This window comes from Faecalibacterium sp. Marseille-Q0746, assembly GCF_017377595.1.
In the GTDB taxonomy this organism is placed as follows: domain Bacteria; phylum Bacillota; class Clostridia; order Oscillospirales; family Ruminococcaceae; genus Faecalibacterium; species Faecalibacterium duncaniae.
This window is the reverse complement of sequence record NZ_JAFREI010000003.1, coordinates 1-22,017: the sequence shown is the minus strand read 5'-3', so window position 1 is coordinate 22,017 and position 22,017 is coordinate 1. Positions and strand designations below refer to the sequence as shown.

The 22,017-nt window shown below is 59.1% G+C and carries 21 protein-coding genes, 1 rRNA gene and 1 riboswitch; of the genes, 21 read left to right on the top strand and 1 reads right to left on the bottom strand.

Going from position 1 to position 22,017, the window contains the following annotated elements; all coding sequences use genetic code 11:
* Positions 1-7: 7 nt before the first annotated feature.
* The 8 genes from deoC (at position 8) to J3351_RS02610 (ending at position 7,286) form a co-directional block, all read left to right on the top strand.
* Entirely contained in the window at positions 8-673 is a 666-nt protein-coding gene (gene deoC, locus J3351_RS02645; protein WP_207697074.1) for a deoxyribose-phosphate aldolase, read from the top strand.
* Between the two features lie 136 nt (positions 674-809).
* Positions 810-909, top strand: a riboswitch (SAM riboswitch).
* A 104-nt stretch (positions 910-1,013) separates the two neighbouring features.
* Complete coding sequence (metK, locus tag J3351_RS02640; protein ID WP_117534534.1) at positions 1,014-2,168, top strand: methionine adenosyltransferase; 1,155 nt, start codon at positions 1,014-1,016, stop codon at positions 2,166-2,168.
* A gap of 189 nt (positions 2,169-2,357) precedes the next feature.
* Entirely contained in the window at positions 2,358-2,537 is a 180-nt protein-coding gene (locus tag J3351_RS02635; RefSeq protein ID WP_207697073.1) for a hypothetical protein, read from the top strand.
* Between the two features lie 153 nt (positions 2,538-2,690).
* On the top strand, positions 2,691-4,064 hold the full coding sequence (locus J3351_RS02630) for an MATE family efflux transporter (RefSeq protein WP_207697072.1): 1,374 nt from the start codon (positions 2,691-2,693) through the stop codon (positions 4,062-4,064).
* Positions 4,065-4,078: 14 nt separating this feature from the next.
* The gene (locus tag J3351_RS02625) at positions 4,079-4,831 is read left to right on the top strand and encodes an exodeoxyribonuclease III (RefSeq protein ID WP_035393287.1); all 753 of its coding nucleotides are present in this window, start codon (positions 4,079-4,081) and stop codon (positions 4,829-4,831) included.
* A gap of 39 nt (positions 4,832-4,870) precedes the next feature.
* The gene (locus tag J3351_RS02620; RefSeq protein WP_097769953.1) at positions 4,871-5,356 is read left to right on the top strand and encodes a small multi-drug export protein; all 486 of its coding nucleotides are present in this window, start codon (positions 4,871-4,873) and stop codon (positions 5,354-5,356) included.
* 122 nt (positions 5,357-5,478) lie between these two features.
* Positions 5,479-6,867: a Sapep family Mn(2+)-dependent dipeptidase gene (locus J3351_RS02615; protein WP_207697071.1), complete on the top strand. Its 1,389-nt coding sequence runs from the start codon at positions 5,479-5,481 to the stop codon at positions 6,865-6,867.
* Positions 6,867-7,286 (top strand): DUF3842 family protein, encoded by a 420-nt coding sequence (locus J3351_RS02610; protein WP_098923257.1) that lies wholly within the window; start codon positions 6,867-6,869, stop codon positions 7,284-7,286. Before J3351_RS02615 ends, J3351_RS02610 begins: the two co-directional genes overlap by 1 nt.
* A 141-nt stretch (positions 7,287-7,427) precedes the next feature.
* Here J3351_RS02610 and epsC read toward each other — a convergent pair whose 3' ends face one another.
* Positions 7,428-8,099 (bottom strand): serine O-acetyltransferase EpsC, encoded by a 672-nt coding sequence (gene epsC / locus J3351_RS02605; protein WP_097772761.1) that lies wholly within the window; start codon positions 8,097-8,099, stop codon positions 7,428-7,430.
* A 482-nt stretch (positions 8,100-8,581) separates the two neighbouring features.
* On the opposite strand from epsC, the gene J3351_RS02600 reads away from it, so the two are divergent.
* The 13 genes from J3351_RS02600 to J3351_RS02540 form a co-directional block, all read left to right on the top strand.
* A complete protein-coding gene (locus J3351_RS02600) occupies positions 8,582-9,772 on the top strand; it encodes a dihydroorotase family protein (RefSeq protein WP_005929278.1) in 1,191 nt (396 codons plus the stop codon).
* A 119-nt stretch (positions 9,773-9,891) separates the two neighbouring features.
* A complete protein-coding gene (gene pyrF / locus J3351_RS02595) occupies positions 9,892-10,758 on the top strand; it encodes an orotidine-5'-phosphate decarboxylase (protein ID WP_117506121.1) in 867 nt (288 codons plus the stop codon).
* Positions 10,739-11,512, top strand: coding sequence for a dihydroorotate dehydrogenase electron transfer subunit (locus J3351_RS02590; protein WP_005929274.1), 774 nt, complete (start codon positions 10,739-10,741; stop codon positions 11,510-11,512). The genes pyrF and J3351_RS02590 overlap by 20 nt, the downstream gene beginning before the upstream one ends.
* A complete protein-coding gene (locus tag J3351_RS02585; RefSeq protein WP_005929272.1) occupies positions 11,512-12,438 on the top strand; it encodes a dihydroorotate dehydrogenase in 927 nt (308 codons plus the stop codon). The genes J3351_RS02590 and J3351_RS02585 overlap by 1 nt, the downstream gene beginning before the upstream one ends.
* Before the next feature lie 136 nt (positions 12,439-12,574).
* Complete coding sequence (pyrE, locus tag J3351_RS02580) at positions 12,575-13,168, top strand: orotate phosphoribosyltransferase (RefSeq protein ID WP_035393285.1); 594 nt, start codon at positions 12,575-12,577, stop codon at positions 13,166-13,168.
* A 34-nt stretch (positions 13,169-13,202) separates the two neighbouring features.
* On the top strand, positions 13,203-14,312 hold the full coding sequence (locus J3351_RS02575) for a carbamoyl phosphate synthase small subunit (protein ID WP_005929268.1): 1,110 nt from the start codon (positions 13,203-13,205) through the stop codon (positions 14,310-14,312).
* A gap of 1 nt (position 14,313) precedes the next feature.
* Positions 14,314-17,565: a carbamoyl-phosphate synthase large subunit gene (carB, locus tag J3351_RS02570; RefSeq protein ID WP_207697070.1), complete on the top strand. Its 3,252-nt coding sequence runs from the start codon at positions 14,314-14,316 to the stop codon at positions 17,563-17,565.
* Between the two features lie 140 nt (positions 17,566-17,705).
* Positions 17,706-18,017 carry an HU family DNA-binding protein gene (locus tag J3351_RS02565; RefSeq protein WP_207697069.1) on the top strand — a complete coding sequence of 104 codons (312 nt, stop codon included), beginning with the start codon at positions 17,706-17,708 and terminating at the stop codon, positions 18,015-18,017.
* A gap of 129 nt (positions 18,018-18,146) precedes the next feature.
* Positions 18,147-19,334 carry a DEAD/DEAH box helicase gene (locus J3351_RS02560; RefSeq protein WP_005929262.1) on the top strand — a complete coding sequence of 396 codons (1,188 nt, stop codon included), beginning with the start codon at positions 18,147-18,149 and terminating at the stop codon, positions 19,332-19,334.
* 191 nt (positions 19,335-19,525) lie between these two features.
* Positions 19,526-20,179 (top strand): MerR family transcriptional regulator, encoded by a 654-nt coding sequence (locus J3351_RS02555; protein ID WP_207697068.1) that lies wholly within the window; start codon positions 19,526-19,528, stop codon positions 20,177-20,179.
* The gene (locus tag J3351_RS02550; protein WP_005929259.1) at positions 20,160-20,471 is read left to right on the top strand and encodes a heavy metal-binding domain-containing protein; all 312 of its coding nucleotides are present in this window, start codon (positions 20,160-20,162) and stop codon (positions 20,469-20,471) included. Before J3351_RS02555 ends, J3351_RS02550 begins: the two co-directional genes overlap by 20 nt.
* Positions 20,468-21,370 (top strand): CPBP family intramembrane glutamic endopeptidase, encoded by a 903-nt coding sequence (locus tag J3351_RS02545; RefSeq protein ID WP_207697067.1) that lies wholly within the window; start codon positions 20,468-20,470, stop codon positions 21,368-21,370. Before J3351_RS02550 ends, J3351_RS02545 begins: the two co-directional genes overlap by 4 nt.
* A 539-nt stretch (positions 21,371-21,909) precedes the next feature.
* A 16S ribosomal RNA gene (locus J3351_RS02540) occupies positions 21,910-22,017 on the top strand; the annotation flags it as partial.

Below are 22,017 nucleotides of genomic sequence, written 5' to 3'. Positions count from 1 at the left end.
AAATAATATGACCCGTGAAGAAATCCTCTCCCATGTCGATCATACCCTGCTGAAGCCCGAGGCCACCTGGCCCCAGATCCAGACCATCTGTGATGAGGCCATTGCCAACCACACCGCATCCGTCTGCATCAACACCTGCTATGTAAAGCAGGCGGTCGAGTATATGGCGGGCCGCATCCCGGTGTGCTGCGTGGTGGGTTTCCCTCTGGGTGCTATGGATACCGCCAGCAAGGCCTTTGAGGCCAGGACTGCCATCGCCAACGGCGCAGCCGAGGTGGACATGGTCATCAACATTGGCCGCCTGAAGAACAAGGAGTACGATGCTGTCCGTGAGGACATCCGTGCCGTGAAGCAGGCTGTGGGCGACAAGGTGCTCAAGGTCATCATTGAGACCTGCCTGCTGACCGACGAGGAAAAGGAAAAGATGTGCGACATCGTCTGCGAGGCAGGCGCTGACTACATCAAGACCAGCACCGGCTTCTCCACCGCAGGCGCTACCTTCCACGATGTGGAGCTGATGGTCAAGGGTGTGCATGGCCGCTGCAAGGTCAAGGCTGCCGGCGGCATCTCCACCGTGGAGGATATGGAAAAGTTCCTCGCTCTGGGCGCAGACCGTCTGGGCACCTCCCGCGCGGTCAAGCTGCTGAACGGCGAACAGGCCAAGGGTTACTAAGAGAGCATCAAGAAACTCCCGGCACTTCTAGGGGAAATCCTAATCAATTTCGTTGAGATGTCTAAAAAGAGTGATACTCTTCTTGACAATCTGACGAAGAGATGATAAGATATCTCTCAGAAAACAACTGAATACCGACTTATCAAGAGCGGCTGAGGGGACAGGCCCTGTGAAGCCCGACAACCTGTGCGATGAGCATAAGGTGCCAAATCCTGCGGGAAACCGAAAGATAAGAGTGCAAACGCTCAGAGCTTCGGTTCTGAGCGTTTTTGTTTGCGCAAACTTGATGGACGTGTATGAAGCTGTGCAAGATTCACCACACACATGGAGGACAAAATTTATGGCAAGACACCTGTTTACTTCTGAGTCCGTCACCGAGGGACATCCTGACAAGATCTGCGACCAGATCTCCGATGCCATCCTGGACGAGATCCTGACCCACGACCCCGATGCCCGCGTGGCCTGCGAGACCTGCGCTTCCACCGGTCTGGTCCACATCATGGGCGAGATCACCACCAGCTGCTATGTCGATTTCCAGAAGATCGTCCGCGAGGTCATCTCTGAGATCGGTTACACCCGTGCAAAGTACGGCTTTGATGCTGACACCTGTGCCGTTATCTCCAACATCGACGGCCAGAGCCCCGATATCGCACTGGGCACCAACGACCAGGTGGGCGGTGCCGGTGACCAGGGCATGATGTTCGGCTATGCCTGCGATGAGACCCCTGAGCTGATGCCCATGCCCATCAGCCTGGCCCACAAGCTGGCCAAGAAGCTGACTGAGGTGCGCAAGAGCGGCGAGCTGGATTACCTGCGCCCGGACGGCAAGAGCCAGGTCACCGTGGAGTACGACGAGAACAACAAGCCCATCCGTGTGGACGCAGTTGTCATCTCCAGCCAGCACAGCGAGAGCGTGACCATGGAGCAGCTCCGGGCCGATATCATGGAGAAGGTCATCAAGGCCACCATCCCTGCCGAGCTGCTGGATGAGAACACCAAGTACTACATCAACCCCACCGGCCGCTTTGTTGTGGGCGGCCCGCAGGGTGACAGCGGCCTGACCGGCCGCAAGATCATCGTTGACACCTACGGCGGCTACGCCCGCCACGGCGGCGGCGCATTCTCCGGCAAGGACCCCAGCAAGGTGGACCGCAGTGCCGCTTATGCGACCCGCTGGGTGGCCAAGAACATCGTGGCTGCCGGTCTGGCCAAGCAGTGTGAGGTGCAGGTGGCCTACGCCATCGGCGTGGCAAAGCCTGTGTCCATCATGGTGGATACCTTTGGCACCGGCACCGTGGCCGATGAGAAGATCGAGCAGGCAGTGGAGAAGGTCTTTGACCTGACCCCCGCCGCCATCATCCGTGACCTCGGCCTGCGGAAACCCATCTACCGCAAGCTGGCCGCCTACGGCCACATGGGCCGCGAGGATCTGGGCGTGAAGTGGGAGAACACCGACCGCGTGGATGAGCTCAAGGCCGCTGTTGCAGCGCTGTAAAACTGAAACGCAAAGCGCCCTGTACCGTGAAAGGTGCAGGGCGCTTTTCTATGGTGGGCGGCAGACAAACAAAAAACGCTCCCCCGTGCAGGTGGGGAAGCGTTTTTTGTTTGTCCTTTGCAGGACAGGCTAAATGATAAGAAGGTAAATGAAGAAAATAGCATAATAATAGAAGGATGAACAACAGGAGTGCCGGAAAGGAAAGCGCGTCGTTTCGCTTTGTATCCAACTGACGCTCCTGTTGGATACAAGATAACACTTTTCACAGAAAAATACAAGAGCTTTTTTGAAAAAAGTTCTCTTGTTCGAGCAAAAAAAGTAATTTTGTCACAACGCACAAAAATGGGAGAGATGCGTTTGGCAAAGTGATGAAACAAGCACGGGCCGGGGCAGAGGCTCGGAATTACAGAAGCTGATTCTTTACAACAGGATGCGGCTGTGTTATGATGGATACATCTATGAGGAAAAGACGCTCTGCGGCCCGGAAGGGCAGAAAAGGTGTGGGAAGAAGCGAGGGATAGAATGGAACATACGATTGCACAAAACAAGGCTCCATGCTTTGGCGGGCGGGCCCCGCTGTTCAGCCAGCGTGACCTGCTCAGGCTGGTGGGGCCGCTGCTGGTGGAGCAGCTGCTGGCCGTGACGGTGGGCATGGCCGATACCATGATGGTCTCCCGCTGCGGCGAAGCCGCCATCTCGGGTGTCAGCCTGGTGGATATGATCAACAACCTCATCATCGTGCTGTTTGCGGCGCTGGCCACCGGCGGCGCGGTGGTGGTCAGCCAGTATCTGGGTGCAAAGGAGCAGAAGCACGCCAACGCAAGCTCGGGTCAGCTGATCCTGCTCAGCGCTCTGCTGGGCGTGGGTGTGGGGGTGTTCTGCTTTGTGCTGGCCCGTCCCATGATCCGGCTGTGCTATGGCAGCATCGATGCCGACGTACTGGAGGCCGGTGTGCTCTACCTGCGCATCACAGCGGTCAGCTACCCGTTCCTGGCCATGTACAATGCCGGTGCGGCGCTCTTCCGCAGCATGGGCAACTCCAAAATCTCCATGCAGATCAGCATCCTGATGAACATCATCAACATCGTGGGCAATGCGGTCTGCATCTTTGTGCTGGGCATGGGCGTGGACGGTGTTGCCTGGCCCAGTGTCCTCTCCCGTGCTGTGGCGGCGGTGCTCATCCTGAACCGCTGCTACCAGAAGGGCCACATGCTCACCGTGCCCAGAACGCTCCGGCTGGATGGCCGGATGGCAAAGCGCATCCTGGGCATCGGCATCCCGTCTGCCTTTGAGAACAGCCTGTTCCAGGCGGGCCGCATTCTGGTGGTGAGCATGATCTCCACCTTCGGCACCGTGCAGATCGCCGCCAATGCCGTGGCAAACAATCTGGACGGCATGGGCTGCATCCCGGGGCAGGCCATTGGTCTGGCCATGATCACGGTGGTGGGCCGCTGCGTTGGCGCAGGGGACAATGAGCAGACCGTTTTCTACACCCGCAAGCTGCTGCTCTGGGCCTACATCTCTATGGGGATCTTCAACGGCGGCATCCTGCTCTTCCTCAAGCCGCTGGTGGGCATCTACGCCCTCTCCGGCGAGACCATGGTGCTGGCTATCCTGCTGGTGCAGATCCACGCAGGCAGCGGCCTGTTCCTGTGGCCGGCCTCCTTTGTTCTGCCCAACGCCCTGCGCGCGGCCAACGATGTGAAATTTACCATGGTGGTCTCTGTGCTCAGCATGGCCATCTGGCGGCTGGGATTCAGCTACCTGCTCTGTGTCAAGATGGGCTGGGGCGCTGTGGGTGTCTGGATCGCCATGGTCATTGACTGGGTCTGCCGTGTCATCTGCTTTGTGGCGCGCATGAAGAGCGGCGCATGGAAAACAAAATATCAGGCATAAGAAAGGAACAGGATATGAAACTGATCAGCTGGAACGTCAACGGCCTGCGGGCCTGCCTGACCCACGATTTTGCCGCAAGCTTTGCGGCGCTGGATGCCGACATCTTCTCGGTGCAGGAGACCAAGATGCAGCCGGGGCAGGCTGATTTTGCCCCCGAGGGCTACACCGAGTACACCTACTCCGCCGAGAAAAAGGGCTACTCCGGCACGGCCTGCTGGTGCAAAACGGCCCCGCTGGCCGTGACCACCGGCATCGGCAGGGAGGAGCACGACCACGAGGGCCGGGTGCTGACGCTGGAATATCCCGGCTTCTATCTGGTCAACTGCTACACGCCCAACAGTCAGGACGGCCTGAAGCGGCTGGACTACCGCATGACCTGGGAAGATGCGTTCCGGGCCTACCTGCTGGAGCTGGACGCGAAAAAGCCGGTCATCCTCTGCGGTGACCTGAACGTGGCCCACACCGAGATCGACATCAAGAATGCGAAGACCAACCGGATGAGCGCGGGCTTCACTGACCAGGAGCGGGCCAAGATGACTGAGCTGCTGGCAGCGGGCTTTACCGACACCTTCCGCGCTGTCCACCCGGACGAGGTGAAGTACAGCTGGTGGAGCTACCGCTTCCACGCCCGGGAAAAGAACGCGGGCTGGCGCATTGATTATTTCATCGTTTCAAACCGCATCGCCGACAAGGTGACCGCCGCCGAGATCCACAACGAGGTGTTTGGCTCCGACCACTGCCCGGTGGAGCTGGTCATCGACCTGTAAGCCGTTACGATCATGATCTTATGATAAGGAGAAACCTGGATGCTCAAGAATTATCTGATGGTGTTTTTTGTCTCGATGGTGCCGGTCATTGAACTGCGCGGTGCCATTCCGATTGGGCTGGGCATGGGCCTGCCCGCCCTGCCCACCTATCTGGTCTGCGTGCTCGGCAATATGCTGCCGGTGCCCTTTATCTATCTGTTTGCCCGCAAATTCCTCATCTGGGGCTACCACAAACCGGTCATCGGGCCGGTGTGCAAGTTCTTCATCACCAAGGGGGAAAAGGGCGGCCGCAAACTGGAGGAAAAGGCCGGCAAGGGTCTGACCGTTGCCCTGCTGCTCTTTGTGGGGATCCCGCTGCCCGGCACCGGTGCCTGGACCGGTACGCTGGCAGCCTCCATTCTGGACATGAAGTTCAAGGATGTTCTCATTGCCTGCATGGGTGGTGTGCTGCTGGCGGGCATCATCATGGGTCTGGCAAGCGCCGGGCTGCTGGGCGCGGTCAGCGGGCTGTTTGCGGCAGGCTGACAAAACGCGGGCGCTTTTGTCGTGTAAAATGCCGGTAGCTTTTCTGCCCGCAGTATGCTACACTGAATAATAGTTGTGTGAAAACCGGAAGCCGCTTCCGGTCAGAAAGGACGTTGTAGAACATGGATCAGGCACTGAATCAGAAAATTGACGCATATATTGCGGAAAACAAGGAGCAGCTGCTGCAGGATATTGCGGCGCTGGTGGCCATTGACAGTGTAGAGGGCACCCCGGAGGAGGGCGCACCCTTCGGCGCAGGCCCCCGCGCAGCGCTGGACAAGACGCTGGAGCTGGCTGCAGGCATGGGTCTGGCGACCCGCAACTGCGAGAACTACATCGGCTATGCCGAGCTGGCCGGTGCAGACCCCGAGAAGTATCTGGCGACCATCTGCCATGTGGACGTGGTGCCCGTGGGCAACGGCTGGAGCCAGGACCCCTTCAAGATGCAGATCCAGGACGGCTGGATGATCGGCCGTGGTGTAGCCGATGACAAAGGCCCCATGGTGGCTACCCTGTACGCCCTGAAGTTCCTCAAGGAGGAGGGCGTTTCCCTGCGGTATCCCATCCGCGCAATGGTTGGTGACAACGAAGAGACCCACATGAACGATGTGGAATACTACCTCAAGAACTACCCGGCCCCGGTGTTCTGCTTCACCCCGGATGCAGAGTTCCCGGTGTGCAACGGCGAGAAGGGCCATTTCGGTGCGGAGCTGGTCAGCCCGGTGTGCAACGGCGAGATCAAGGAGTTCGAGGGCGGCGTTGCCAACAATGCAGTCCCCGACCGCGCCAGCGCACTGGTGGAGACTGACATCACCAAGCTGAAAAATGCCCCCAACATCACGCTGGAGCCGGAAGGCAATGGGGTGCGTATCCGGGGCTGGGGCAAGAGCGGCCATGCCGCCATGCCCGAGGGCACGGTCAACGCCATCGGTCTGGTGGTGAACTACCTGCTGGACAACGGTCTGTGCAACGATGCAGAGCGCGCCTATCTGGAAGCCCTGAAAAAGCTGCACGCTTCCACCGCAGGCACCGGCCTGGGCATCGACTGCGCCGACGGCCCCTTCGGCCCCCTGACCATCATCGGCGGCCGCATCTTCATGCGGGAGGGCCGGATCGTCCAGACCATGGACAGCCGTTACCCCACCTGCACCAATGCCGAGAAGATGAAGGAGCAGATCAAAGCTGCCATTGGCACGGGTGCTTCTCTGGAGAAGGCCGAGGGTGCCGAGCCCTTCTATATTGCAGCCGATACCCCCGCCATCAAGGCCTGCATCGAGACCTACAACGAGGTCACCGGCGAGAATGCCACGCCCTTTACCATGGGCGGCGGCACCTATGCCCGCCACTTCCCCTATGCGGTGAGCTTTGGCCCCGAGCACGAGGACATGGTGCTGCCTGAGTTCGGCGGCCCGATGCACGGTGCCAACGAGGCAGCTCCCATCGATAAGCTGCTGGAGGCCCTGAAGATCTACATCATCGCCCTGTTGCGGCTGGAGGAGATCGACTTCTGATGAACGTTCTGGTCATTGACGGCCAGGGCGGCGGTCTGGGCCGCCAGCTGGTGGCGGCCATCTCTGCCGCCTGCCCGGAAGCCCGGCTGACCGCCGTGGGCACCAACAGCCTTGCGACTTCGGCCATGCTCAAGGCGGGGACGGTCCGCGCCGCCACCGGCGAGAACGCCGTGGTCGTGAACTGCCGCACCGCGGATGTTATCGTGGGGCCCATCGGCATTGTGATCGCCGATGCGCTGCTGGGCGAAATCACCCCCGCCATGGCGGCGGCAGTCTGCCAGAGCCCTGCCCGGCGGGTGCTGGTGCCCATCAACCACTGTGAGAACATCGTGGTGGGCGTGCCCGACCAGCCCATCGGCCAGCTGGTGGCGGCAGCGGCACAAAAGGTCAAAGAACTGGCTGAAACTCCTTGTAAATAACAGAAAAGCAGCTGCGTTCCGTGTGTGCGGAGCGCAGCTGCTTTCATTTTGTAGAAGCTTTGTTCAGTTTTTGCGGATAGTACCGCCATGCCAGCGGCTCCCCTATGAGGAAAGCTGGCACGCAAAGTGGGACCGAGAGGTTCAGCGCTGCTGTTTCTGGATGACCTCGTGGATGCTGGGGGGCACATCCCCCTGCGCGTCCTTTTCCAGCCTGCTGATGCGGCGGTCCAGCTCGGTGAGGCGCTGGGCCATGACATCCGGCAGATCCTGCTGGTCCAGGTCATCGGCGGGGTTGACGGCCTTGTTGTTGATGCGCACCACCTCGGCGGGCACGCCCACGGCGGTGCAGTTGGCGGGCAGGTTGCGCAGCACAACGCTGCCTGCGCCGATGCGGGCGTTATCGCCGATATACACCGGGCCCAGCACCTTGGTGCCCGCGCCGATCAGCACATTGTTGCCCAGGGTGGGGTGGCGCTTGCCGGTGTCCTTGCCGGTGCCGCCCAGCGTCACGCCGTGGTAGATGGTGCAGTTATCGCCGATCACGGTGGTCTCGCCGAACACGATGCCCATGCCGTGGTCGATGAACAGGCACCTGCCGATCCGGGCACCGGGGTGGATCTCGATGCCGGTCTTGTGGCGGCCGTGCTGGCTGACCCAGCGGGCAAGGAAAAAGTGCCCGTGCTCATACAGCCAGTGGGCAATGCGGTGGTAGACCAGGATATGGAAGCCGGGGTACAGCAGGATGACCTCCAGCACGCTGCGTGCGGCGGGGTCTTTGCGCTGGATGTTCCGTGCGTCCTCCAATAAGCTCATGTGGGGAACCCTCCCTTTTGTTCAGCCGCCTCGGTGCGGCCCTCTCTTTTTGACAGATACTATAATAACACATGCAAACTTCAATGTACAGTGCTTTGGTAGGAATTGACGGAGAAAAATCCCCCTCCACGCAGGGATTATGGGGCGGGAAACGGGTTTTCGGTAGAGTAGCCAAAATTCCGGGAGATACAGTCAAAACCTTTTCACACAGGAATCTTACAGAAAGCATTGACACATTTTGCGTTTCTATGATAAAATATAACGAAAACAAATGCGAAGGAAAAGGAGAAGCGGACGAATGCTGTCAAAAATGAACGCTGAACTGAAAAAGCAGTTTGCAGCCGTTTTTGCGGTGGGTTCCGTGTTTCCTTTTTTCGCTTTTTGAACTTTTCCGTTTGTGGAAAAGTTCTTTTTTTTGCCTGTCCGCGGGCTGCAATGCCCGCATCCGCCCATCCGAAATACGAACAGGGAGGTAAAAGAATATGCTGCTCATCAACGCTGTAAACGCTGCGGGCCGCCCGGTGGAGCTTTTCGTGAAAGACGGAAAGATCGCCGCCGTGGGTCAGGATCTTTCCGCACTGGCCGGGGAGGGGGAGACTGTCCTCGATGCCGGCGGGCTGACCGTGCTGCCCGCCTTTGTGGACCTGCACTGCCACTGGCGCACCCCGGGCTTTGAATATAAGGAGGACATCGCCACCGGAAGCATGGCTGCGGCCGCAGGCGGCTACACCTTTGTCAACCTGATGCCCAACACAAAGCCCGTCTGCTCCTCTGCCGCACAGGCAGCCATGGTGGAGCAGAAGGCCGCCGAGGTGGGCCTGTGCGATGTGAACCAGACCGTTTCCATCACCGAGAACTTTGACGGCAAGACCATCGACCACCTCAAGACCCTGCCCGCCAGCGTGAAGTTCATCACCGAGGATGGCCACGGTGTGCAGGACAACGCCACCATGGCCCGGGCCTTTGCCATCTGCACCCAGCGGGATATCACTGTGATGAGCCACGCCGAGGATATGGAGATCAGCCCCTGGGATTACCGGCTGGCTGAAGACCTGGAGACCGTGCGCAACTGCTGGCTGAGCGAGTACTACCAGACCAGGCTGCACATGTGCCACGTTTCCACCCGGGGCGCGCTGGAGGCCATCCAGATGGCAAAGCTGCGCGGCGCACCTGTGACCTGCGAGGTGACCCCGCATCACCTGTGGTTCAACAATGAGACCTGCGATTACCGGGTCAACCCGCCCATCCGCACTGCGGATGATGTGCAGGCGCTCATCGATGGTATCCGTTCCGGTGTGGTGGATGCCATTGCCACCGACCACGCTCCCCACTCCGAGGAGGACAAGCTGAAGGGCATGGCCGGTATGGTGGGCAGCGAGACCGCCTTTGGGGTCTGCTACACCAAGCTCTGCAGGGAAGAGGGCCTGCCGCTGGAACTGCTGGTGCACCTGATGAGCACCCGCCCGGCAGAGATCCTGGGCCTTGCCAAGGGCCAGCTGGAGCCCGGCTACGATGCAGACTTCGTGCTGGTGGATCTCGACACCCCCTACACTGTGGACAAAGAAAAGCTGCACTCCAAGAGCCATAACTGCCCCTTTGATGGTGCACAGCTCTACGGCAGGGTCTATGCTACCATCAAGGGCGGCAAGCTGACCTATCAGGCGGAGGAATAAAAGTCAGAACGTATCACTTCACCTCTTTGCCAAGGGCTCCCCTACTAGGGGAGCTGGCAGCGCGTCAGCGCTGACTGAGAGGTTTAATTCGTAATAAGAGAGTATGGAGGAACCCGACAATGACAAACATGGACAAGCTTTACGAAGCAGTTGCAGCCCGCGGCCCGGTATGTGTGGGTCTGGACACTGATTTCAGCTACCTGCCCGCTGACTTTGTGGACACCACCCTGACCAAGGGGGAGAACATCGTCCGCTTCAACAAGAAGCTCATCGATGCCACCAAGGCTGTGGCTGGCTGCTACAAGGTGCAGATCGCATACTACGAGTCCCTGGGTCTGGAGGGCATGAAGGCCTACGCCGAGACCCTGGCCGCTGTCCGCGAGGCCGGTATCCCTGTCATCGCCGATATCAAGCGCGGCGATATCGCCAAGACCGCCGAGATGTACGCCATGGGTCACTTCACCGGCGACTTCGAGTCCGATTTCGTCACCCTGGCCCCCTACATGGGTCTGGATTCCATCAGCCCCTACCTGCCCTATGCCGAAAAGCAGGGCAAGGGTATGTTCGTCCTCTGCCGCACCTCCAACGGCGGTGCCAAGGACTTTGAGTATGAGAAGCTGGCAGACGGCCGCCACGTCTACGATCTGGTGGGCGACAAGCTGAACGCTCTGGGCAAGGACTACATGGGCGAGCACGGCTACTCCTCCATCGGTCTGGTCATCGGCGGCACCCACATCGAGGAGGCCACCGAGATCCGCGCCAAGTATCAGGACAGCTTCTTCCTCATCCCCGGCTACGGCGCACAGGGCGGCAAGGCGGAGGATATTGCCCAGTACCTGACCAAGGGCAACGGCGGCGTGGTCAACTCCAGCCGCGGCATCCTGCTGGCCTACAAGAAGCAGCCCGGCGTGGCCTTTGATGAGGCCGCTTACAACGAGTGTGTGAACATGAAGGAGGCCATTGCTCATGCGTGCAGCCTGCTGTGAAGCCACCGTTCTGAGCCATGAGAGCATCCTGCCGGACATCCGGCTCCTGCGTGCCCTCTGGCCTGACCGGGAACATGCCCCCCACGCCGGGCAGTTCTTTACCCTGCGTGCCTGGGGTGCCGATGAGGCCCCCTTCCTGTCCCGCCCCATCAGCGTGCACAAGTGGGAGCCGGAGACCCAGACCATTGAGTTCCTGTATCAGGTCATCGGCGAAGGCACTCACAAAATTGCCCAGCTGAAGACCGGCGATACCTTCCAGCTGACCGGCCCCATGGGCAACGGCTTTGATATCCCGGCCCTGGCCGAACAATACCATAAGATCGCTGTGGTGGGCGGCGGCATTGGCACCGCCCCCATGTATCAGGTCACCCGGGAACTGGCAGCTGCCGGTGTTAAGCCGGACGTGTTCTTCGGCTTCCGGGATACCCCCTACTGCATGGAGGAGTACCGCTCTATTGCAAATGTGGTAAAGGTCTCCACCGATACCGGCGCGGTGGGTTTCCACGGCTTTGTGACCCAGCTGTATGACCCGGCAGATTACGATGCCGTGCTGATCTGCGGCCCCACCGTGATGATGAAAAACGCTGCCCGGATCTGTGCCGAAAAGGGCACTCCCTGCTTCGTGAGCCTGGAAAAGAAGATGGCCTGCGGCATTGGTGCCTGCCTTGGCTGCACCTGCGAGACCAAGGGCGGCGAGGGCAAGAGCGTGTGCAAGAATGGCCCGGTCTTTGATGCAACGGAGGTGTTCTTCTGATGGCTGACCTGAAAACAAACCTGCTGGGCTTTGTGATGAACAGCCCGGTCATCGGCGCTTCCGGCACTGTGGGCTACGGTGTGGAGTACGAAGAGCTGGCTGATTTTTCCAAGATCGGCGGCATCTCCGGCAAGGGCCTGACCCTGCACGGTCAGTACGGCAACAAGGGCGAGCGCCTGTGGGAGACCCCCTCCGGCCTCATCAACAGCATCGGCCTGCAGAATCCCGGCGTTCAGCACTTCATTGACGTGGAACTGAACGAGATGCTGGAGCTCAAGCAGAAATACGGCACAGTGGCCATTGCCAACCTGGGTGGACACAGTGAGGAAGAGTATGTTGAGGGCGCGGCTCTGCTGAGTGAGAGCGCAGTGGACATCGTGGAGCTGAACATCTCCTGCCCCAACGTCAAGGTGGGCGGCATGGCCTACGGCGTGAAGGCCGAGGCTGCCGGTGAGGTGGTGCGGATGGTCCGCGCGGCCTGCAAAAAGCCCCTGATGGTCAAGCTGAGCCCCCAGGCAGAGAACATCCCTGAGATGTGCAAGGCTGTGGAGGCCGCCGGTGCGGATGCCATCAGCCTGACCAACACCTTCCAGGCCTGCGCCATCGATCTGGAAAAGCGCAAGCCGGTGTTCAACAACATCTTTGCCGGTCTGTCCGGCCCGGCGGTGCGGCCCATTGCCCTGCGCATGGTCTGGCAGGCTGTGGGTGCCGTGAACATCCCGGTGGTGGGTCTGGGCGGCATTGCCACCGGCCGTGATGCACTGGAATTCATCATGGCAGGTGCCACGGCGGTACAGGTGGGCGCGGCAAACTTTGCCAACCCCCGCGCCATGGAGACCATTGCCGACGAGATGGCACAGTGGATGGATGCCCACGGCGTGAAAACGCTGGAGGAGATCCGCGGCTGCGCACGAAATGCTGAATAATCGAGCTGATATACCAGAATAACCACGGATTATGCGTATAAAGTGAAAATTTGCGCATAAATTTGCAATTGCTGCAAAAGCGTGGTACAATACCGTTCAAAAGATATTTTTCATAAAAAAGAGAGGGAGAACTACAATGAGTGAAGCACTTGAAATTCTGAAGAGCTGTGACGCATTCCTGGAGGGCCATTTCCTGCTCTCCTCCGGCCGCCATTCCAGCGCATACTGCCAGATGGCCTACCTGCAGCAGTACCCTGACCGCTGCGCCGAGGTAATGAAGGCTGTGGCCGATCAGATCAAGAAGCTGGATGTGGATGTCATCGTGGGACCTGCCATGGGCGGCATCGTCTATGCTTACGAGCTGGCCCGCCAGACCGGCAAGCGCGCCATCTTCACCGAGCGCGTGGACAATGTGATGACCCTGAAGCGCTTTGCCATCCATCCGGGTGAGAAGTGCATCATTGCTGAGGACGTTGTCACCACCGGCATCTCCTCCCTGGAGACCAAGCGCGTGATCGAAGAGGCCGGCGGCATCTGCCTGGGCATCACCTGCGTGGTAGACCGCACCAAGCCTGAGGCTCCGTCTCCCATTCCCATCCTGGCCAGCGCCCTGAAACTGGACCTGCCCAACTACGCACCCGAGGAGTGCCCCATCTGCAAGGAGGGCAAGCTGCCTCTGGTGCACCTGGGCAGCCGCAAGATGAAGCAGGAAGCCAAGCAGACCCTGTAACTTGACAACAACCGTGTTGAAACAAGGAGTACCTATGAACGCTTATCTTCTTTTGGCAAACGGCATGGTCTTTGCAGGCCAGTCAGTGGGTGCTGAGGGCGTTACCGTGGGCGAAGTCGTCTTTGCCACCGGTATGGTGGGCTTTGAAGAGACCCTGACCGACCCCAGCTACTACGGCCAGATCATCACCCAGACCTATCCCCTCATCGGCAACTACGGCATGAACAAGGACGATATGGAGTCGGACCGCATCTGGGCCAAGGGCTACATTGTGCGCGAGGCCTGCACCACCCCCTCCAACTGGCGCTGTGAGGAGACGCTGGACAGCTTTTTGAAGAAAAACAATACCATCGGCATCGAGGGCATCGACACCCGCCACCTGACCCGCATCATCCGGGAGAGCGGCGTGATGAACGGTGCCATCCTGACCACCTTTGACCCCGCTGACCCTGCCAACAAGGCCGAGACGGAGAAGCTGCTGGAGACCATCCGCGCCTATGCCGTGACGGATGCCGTCAAGAGCGTGACCTGCGAGAAGCCCGAGGTCTTTCACGAGAAGGGCGAGACCCACATCGTGCTGATGCACTACGGCTGCAAGCGCAATATCGTGCGCTGCCTGGTCAAGCGCGGCTGCAAGGTAACGGTGATGCCCGCCTTTGCCACCGCTGAGGAGGTGGCTGCTCTGAACCCGGACGGCATCATGCTGTCCAACGGCCCCGGCGACCCCGCCGAGCCGGTGGAGGTCATCGAGAACCTGAAGCAGATCTTTGCGCTGGGCATCCCCACCTTCGGCATCTGCCTGGGCCACCAGCTCAGCGCTCTGGCCGCCGGTGCCAAGACCATGAAGCTGAAGTATGGCCACCGCGGTGCCAACCAGCCTGTCACTGATTTTGAGTCGGGCCGCACCTTCATCACCAGCCAGAACCACGGCTATGCGGTCGTGGGCGAGGAGCTGCCTGCCGAGATGGGCGAGGTGGCACAGGTGAACGCCAACGACGGCACCTGCGAGGGCATCAAGTACAAGAAGTGGAACTGCTTCACAGTCCAGTTCCACCCGGAAGCCAACGGCGGCCCCAAAGACACGGAGTTCCTGTTCGACCGCTTCCTGAACAATGTCAAAGCAGCAAAAAAGGAGGTGCGCTGAAATGCCCAAGGACCCCAGAATCAAAAAGGTGCTGGTCATCGGCTCCGGCCCCATCATCATCGGCCAGGCCGCTGAGTTCGACTACTCCGGCACCCAGGCGTGCCGCGCCCTGAAAGCAGAGGGCATTGAGACCGTTCTGCTCAACTCCAACCCCGCTACCATTATGACCGACCCGGATGTGGCCGATCATGTCTATATCGAGCCCATGACCCTTGAGGTGGTGGAGCGCATCCTGGAGATCGAGAAGCCCGACTCCGTTCTGCCCAACCTGGGCGGTCAGATGGGCCTGAACCTCTCCATGGAGCTGGCCCGTTCCGGCTATCTGGACCGCACCGGCATCCGCCTGCTGGCCTGCAAGCCCGAGACCATCGACCGCGCCGAGGACCGTGAGCTGTTCAAGGAGACGATGGAAAAGCTGCATCAGCCCATCATCCCCTCTGAGGTCGTGGAGACCCTGCAGGATGCGCTGGCCTGTGCGGACCGCATCGGCTACCCCGTCATTGTCCGCCCTGCCTTTACCATGGGCGGCACCGGCGGCGGCATCTGCGAAAACAAGGAAAAGCTCATCGAGATCGGCACCAACGGCCTGCGGCTTTCCCCCATCCATCAGATCCTGGTGGAAAAGTGCATCGCCGGTTGGAAAGAGATCGAGTACGAGGTCATGCGCGACCACAAGGGCAACGTGATCACCGTCTGCAACATGGAGAACCTGGACCCCGTCGGTATCCACACCGGCGATTCTGTGGTCGTGGCTCCCTCCCAGACCCTGACCGATCACGAGTACCAGATGCTGCGCACCGCTGCACTGGATATCATCACCGAGCTGGGCATTGAGGGCGGCTGCAACTGCCAGTTTGCCCTGAAGCCCGACAGCTACGATTACGCGGTCATCGAGGTCAACCCCCGTGTGTCCCGTTCTTCCGCTCTGGCCTCCAAGGCCACCGGTTACCCCATTGCCAAGGTGGCCACCAAAATCGCCATCGGCTATACGCTGGACGAGATCACCAATGATGTCACCGGCAAGACCTGCGCCTGCTTTGAGCCTGCGCTGGACTACATCGTGGTCAAGTACCCGAAGTGGCCCTTTGATAAGTTCGTCTACGCCGACAAGTCTCTGGGCACCCAGATGATGGCCACCGGCGAGGTGATGAGCATTGGCAACAGCTTTGAGGCGGCCATGATGAAGGCGGTCTCCTCCATCGAGCTGGGTATGGACACCCTGACCCACAAGCCCTTTGAGGAGCTGACCGATGACGAGATCGTGGCCCACCTGCATGTGCAGGATGCGGAGCGCGTGTTCTGTGTCTACGAGGCCCTCAAGCGCGGCATCGACCACGAGACCATCTGGAAGATCACCAAGATCGACTGGTGGTTCCTGGATAAGATGCAGCACCTGGCTGACCTGGAAAAGGGTCTGGCAAAGTGCAACGGTGTTCTGAGCCTGGAGCAGTATCAGACCGCCAAGAAGTATGGCTTCCAGGATAAGACCATCAAGCGTCTGGCACAGGTGGATGCTCTGCCTGTGGAGAACTACCGCGCCGGTTTCAAGATGGTCGATACCTGTGCTGCTGAGTTCTCGGCCAACACCCCGTACTTCTACTCCACCTACGACGGCGACAACGAGGCCGCCGAGTTTATTGCTGCCAGAGAGGCAGAGGCTGCCGCCAACGGCCAGCCCAAGAAGAAAAAGGTGCTGGTCTTTGGTTCCGGCCCCATCCGCATTGGTCAGGGCATCGAGTTCGACTACTGCTCTGTCCACTGTGTCTGGACCCTGAAGAACCACGGCTGCGAGGCTATCCTCGTCAACAACAACCCCGAGACCGTATCCACCGACTTTGACACCGGCGACCGTCTGTACTTCGACCCCCTGAACCCGGAGAGTGTGGACAACATCATCGCCACCGAAAAGCCCGATGCCTGCGTGGTCCAGTTCGGCGGCCAGACCGCCATCAAGCTGGCAAAGCACATGGATGAGATCGGCCTGCCCATCCTGGGCACCCCGGCGGATGCCATTGACGAGGCAGAGGACCGTGAGCGCTTCGACGAGCTGCTGGAGCGCTGCAAGATCCCCCGTGCGCCCGGCCGCACCGTGTTCAATCTGGAGGAGGCTCTGGCTGCTGCCGATGAGATCGGCCTGCCTGTCCTGATGCGTCCCTCCTACGTTCTGGGTGGTCAGAACATGATCGTTGCCTACACCAAGGCCGATGTCATCGAGTACATGGGCGTTATCACCGAGCATGTGGACATGGATCACCCTGTCCTGCTGGATAAGTATATCATGGGTACCGAGTGTGAGGTCGATGCCATCTGCGATGGCGAGAACTTCCTCATCCCCGGCATCATGGAGCAGGTGGAGCGTACCGGTGTCCACTCCGGCGACTCGATCTGTGTCTACCCGGCACAGCATCTGACCCAGGCCGAGATCGACACCATAGTGGATTACACCGGCCGCTTTGCCCGCGAGCTCCACGTCACCGGTCTGGTCAATGTCCAGTACGCTGTTTCCAACGGCAAGGTCTATGTCATCGAGGTCAACCCCCGTTCCTCCCGTACCGTGCCTTACATCTCCAAGGTCACCGGCGTGCCCATGGTGGATCTGGCCGTGCGCTGCTGCCTGGGCGAGAAGCTGGCAGATATGGGCTACGGCACCGGCCTGCACCCCAACGCCCCCTATGTGGCCGTTAAGGTGCCTGTGTTCAGCTTTGAAAAGCTGCACGGCGTGGATACCCAGTTCGGCCCTGAGATGAAGTCTACCGGCGAGGTGCTGGGCATTGCCCCCAACTATCACGATGCCCTGCTCAAGGGCCTGATCGGCGCGGGCTATACCTTTAAGACCCCCGGCCCCGCCTCTTGCTGTATCTTCACCGTGAAGGACAGCGACAAGCCCGAGTTCGTGGATATCGCCTGGAAGCTCAAGAGCATGGGCTACAAGCTGTACGGCACCTCCGGCACCTGTGCATGGCTCAACAAGCACATGGTCCCCTGCAACGAGGTGCGCAACATGTCCGGCGAGTCCCCCAACATCGTGGACCTGCTCCAGAGCGGTCTGGTGGACTATGTGTTCTCCACCAGTGCCAAGGGCCGTGACCCCAAGCGCGATTCTGTCCGCCTGCGCCGCAAGGCCGTGGAGCTGAGCATCCCCTGCATCACTGCTGTGGATACCGCCAACGCACTGGTCGATTGCCTGCGCAGCGACCATGACCTGAAGAATATCCCGCTGGTGGATATTGCAACGCTGTATCATAAAAAATAACGCACAAAATGTAACTCGTGCGCAATATTATGCGTTTCGTGCGCAATCTCTCGTAATGAGGGGCTGCATTTGTTATACTCAACAACGCAAAATTTGCCAAAAGACGTTACTTTTGGACGTTCCAGGAGGATATCGATACAATGACTCGTTCCCAGATGATCGAAACCGTGGCACGCAAGACCGGCTTTACCGAAGCACAGGTCGAGACCACGATGGACGCTTTGTTTGACCAGATCGCTGACTGCCTGCGTGCAGACGAGAAGGTGACCATTGCCGGCTTTGGCCGTTTTGAGATGCGTCCCCGCAAGCCCAAGGCTTACACCAACCCCAAGACCAAGGTCTCCAGCCGTCTGGAGTCCACCTCCATCCCCGGCTTCAAGGCCAGCGGCCGTTTCAAGCAGAAGCTGGAAGCAGGCCGTGCCGCCACTCAGAGCGTGGAAGAGACCGCCTGAGCGCGTACATCCCAGATCCAACCGCAGAGCCGTGCCCCCAAAGGGCGCGGCTCTTTTTGCGTGCTGACAAGCGCCGCGTTTCATGGTATACTGAACAAAACAAGGGTAGAAGGATAAGGAGTATCAAACATGCTTTACAGTGAGTTGCAGTGCAGTGAAGCCATCCACAAGGCCGTGGAGCGGATGGGTTTTGCAGAGATGACAGAAATTCAGGAAAAGACCATCCCTGTGATGCTGGCAGGCCGGGATGTGATCGCCAAGGCCCCCACAGGCACCGGCAAGACCTGTGCCTTCGGCATCCCGGTGGCGGAACATATCGACCCGGAAAAAAAGTACCCGCAGGCTGTGATCATGGCCCCCACCCGGGAGCTTGCCCAGCAGATCGCCGAGGAGCTGACCGAGCTGACCTACTTTATGCCTGAGGTGCAGGTGGCCTGCGTGTACGGCGGTGCCAACATGGAAAAGCAGGCCAGGCGTTTGGCAGAGGGGTGTCAGATCGTGGTGGCCACCCCGGGCCGCCTGATGGACCACTATAAGCACCACAGCATCGATCTGGCCCATGTGACCCAGGTGGTGCTGGACGAGGCCGATGAGATGCTGAACATGGGCTTTTATAAGGATGTGCGGCATATCATTGAGCTGATGAAGGCCCGCAAAAGCCTGTCCATGTTCTCCGCCACCATCAGCCGCGAGGTCATGGACATCGGCTGGCTGTATCAGAACAACGCCGAGGAGATCACCGTTCAGCCCAGGGAGGAGAGCCAGCCCAAGATCACCCAGTACATGCTGGAGACCTCCGGCCGCAACAAGCTGTCCGACCTGGCCCAGATCATCATTGGCGAGGGCTACAAGCGGGTCATGGTGTTCTGCGATACCAAGTTCAATACCGCCACCCTGGCCAACCAGCTGGCCCGTCTGGGCTTCTCTGTGGACTGCCTCCACGGCGACCTCTCCCAGAAGGAACGCAACCAGATCATGCAGAACTTCCGGGACGGCAGGCTGGCTATCCTTGTGGCCACCGATGTGGCCGCCCGCGGCATCGATGTCTCGGATGTGGATGCGGTCATCAACTACGATGTCCCCGGCGACAACGAACATTACACCCACCGGATCGGCCGCACCGGCCGCGCCAAAAAGGAGGGCGTGAGCTATCTGTTCTATGTGCCCGAGGAGAAAAAGCGGGTGCAGGAGCTTCTCCGCCTGACCCGCAACACCGACCTGTGTACCCCGGTCCACTTTGATTTCAACCATGAGCGCATCGTGGTGGAGAAAAAGCAGGACAATGCCGATCGGTTCCAGATCAAGTGCTATTTCTAAAGGAAGAAACTCCCCCAGTCTGCTCCGCAGACAGCCCCCTCAAGGAGGGAGCCTGCCCGTGCGGTAAGCCTCCCTCTCTGAGGGAGGTGTCGAGCGAATGCGAGACGAAGGGAGTTCTTTTTTCAAAAAACCATTGACCTTCCCCTTTCTGGAAGGTGTAAGATGGTGCCTGTAAGGAGGCTGCAGAGCCAATGAAGATCAACGAGGTGGAAGCCGCCGTGGGCGTGACCAAAAAGAATATCCGCTTTTATGAGGAAGAGGGGCTCATCAGCCCCCGGCGGGAGCCCGGCAACGGCTACCGCAGTTACTCGGAGGCGGATGTCGAGCGTCTGCGGCGCATCAAGCTGCTGCGCAAACTGGATGTGCCGCTGGCCGAGATCCGGCAGATGCTGGAGGGAGAGTGCACGCTGGCTGAGGGAATGACCCGCCAGCTGGAACGCTTGAACACCCGCCGCACCGATCTGGACGAGGCAGTGAACTTCTGCACCCTGCTTCAAAGGGAACCTGTCAGCCTCAATGAACTGGATGTGGAACAGACGCTGGCGCGCCTGACTGCAAAGGAAGAACAGGGAGTGAGTTTTGTGAACATTGAGCAGACAGACCGGAAAGCAGAACGTGTCCGGGGTGCGCTGGTGGGAGCCGGATTGTTTACTGCAATCATGCTGCTGTCCATCGGCATCATGGCGTGGGCGTTCTGCGTCGATCCGCAGGATGTGCCGCCTCTGCCGCTGCTGGTGGTGCTGTTCGGCATCCCGGCGGGCTGCATCATCGGCACGCTGAAGGTGCTGGTGGATCGTCTCAAAGAGATTGGAAAGGGAGAAGAAGATGCTTATCGTAACTATTAACGAAGTCCCCGGTAAAAAGATCGAGGCTCTGGGGGTGGTGCGGGGCAGCACCGTGCAGAGCCGCAACCTTGGCCACGACATCATGGCCGGGTTCCGCACCCTTGTGGGCGGCGAAGTCACAGACTACGCTGAGATGCTCACCGAGGCCCGGCAGATCGCCACAGGCCGTATGGCAAAGAATGCGGAGGAACTGGGAGCCGATGCTGTGGTTGGGATGCGTTACGCCTCCGCCAGTGTCATGCAGGGTGCGGCAGAGGTCATTGCTTACGGAACGGCGGTGAAATTTGTATGAGTGCAAAAGAAAAGCAGGGCTTTTCCCTTTATTTCCTGATTGCCTTTGGTCTGGCGTGGCTGTGCCAGGTGGGCGGCTGTATGGCCCTGCTCCAGCAGAAGAATGCCGTGTTGTATCAGCTGGCACTGATCGCCACTATGTTTTGCCCGCTGCTGGCTGTGCAGCTGGTGCAAAAAGTGTTTCTGCGCCAGCCTGTCGGTATCGGTTGGAAGGTGCAGGGCAAACGGCGGTTCTGGCTGGCCGCGTGGTTTGGCCCGGCAGTGTTCACCCTGCTGGGCGCAGTGCTGTATTTTGCCGTGTTCCCCTCCCGGCTGGACTTTTCCTGCAGCTGGCTGGTAGCCGCCTACGGCGGTGAGATGGATGCCCAGACCCTGCGCAGCGAGCTGGGGGTCTCTACCCTCAGCTATCTGCTGCAAAACGGGCTGTTTGCGGTGATCCTTGCCCCCGCCATCAACATGTTTCCCGCGCTGGGCGAGGAAGTCGGCTGGCGCGGCTACATGATGCCCCGCCTGAAGGAGCGGTTCGGCCTGCTGAATGGTCGTCTGTTGGGCGGCGTTGTGTGGGGTGTCTGGCATTGGCCCCTGATGCTGCTGGTGGGTTACGAGTACGGCACAAACTATCTGGGCGCACCGGTGCTGGGGCTTGTAGTGTGGTGTGTGGTCTGCTTTGCCCTGAACACCCTGCTGGATCTCCTCTACGAGAAAACAGGCTGTATCTGGGTGTCTGCCATTGCGCATGGGGCTTTCAATGCCATTGCGGCGCTGCCGCAGGTACTGATCACCCCGGCAGATGCATATTATAATGTACTGGGTCCCATGCCCATCGGTTTGATCTCTGTGCTGCCCATGCTTGCTGTGGCAGTAGGATTGACCCTGCATCAGATGAAACAGGAACAGTAAGAAGAAAACGCAGTCCCCGGCGGTCAGATCGACTGCCGGGGATTTCTGTGCCTATAATATAAATAAGGAAAGCAGGCAGAAAAGTGTCGCAAAACCTGCCCGGAAGTACTCATTTTGCGAAATATAGAAAAAACTCAAAAAAGATGCAAAAAAGTGTTGACAGGAGCTCAGGGATATGGTATTATACTTGAGCGCCAAGGGCCGCCGGAAAGAATGACTTCTGAAAGCGGCAGAAGCAAAGCGAAAGAACCAATATGGATACGTTGAAAAACGAACCACAAGTTCGAAAAGATCGAAAAGCTTCCGAAAAAAGTGCTTGACAAAAAATCACTTCTGTGGTAAAATAATCAAGTCGTCAGTCGCTAAGGCTGAGGCGCACAGGACCTTGAAAATTGAACAATATCGAAAAACTTGTAACGGAACCTATTTTCGTGTTGGAAAAACACGTTAAACAATTCCAAACAAAGTAATTCACACAGGACGCAAGCGATTGCGTGCTGAGCGAAGAAGATTTAACACTTTTTAAGTGATAAATATCATTTATAAAGAGTTTGATCCTGGCTCAGGACGAACGCTGGCGGCGCGCCTAACACATGCAAGTCGAACGAGAGAGAGGGAGCTTGCTTCCTCAATCGAGTGGCGAACGG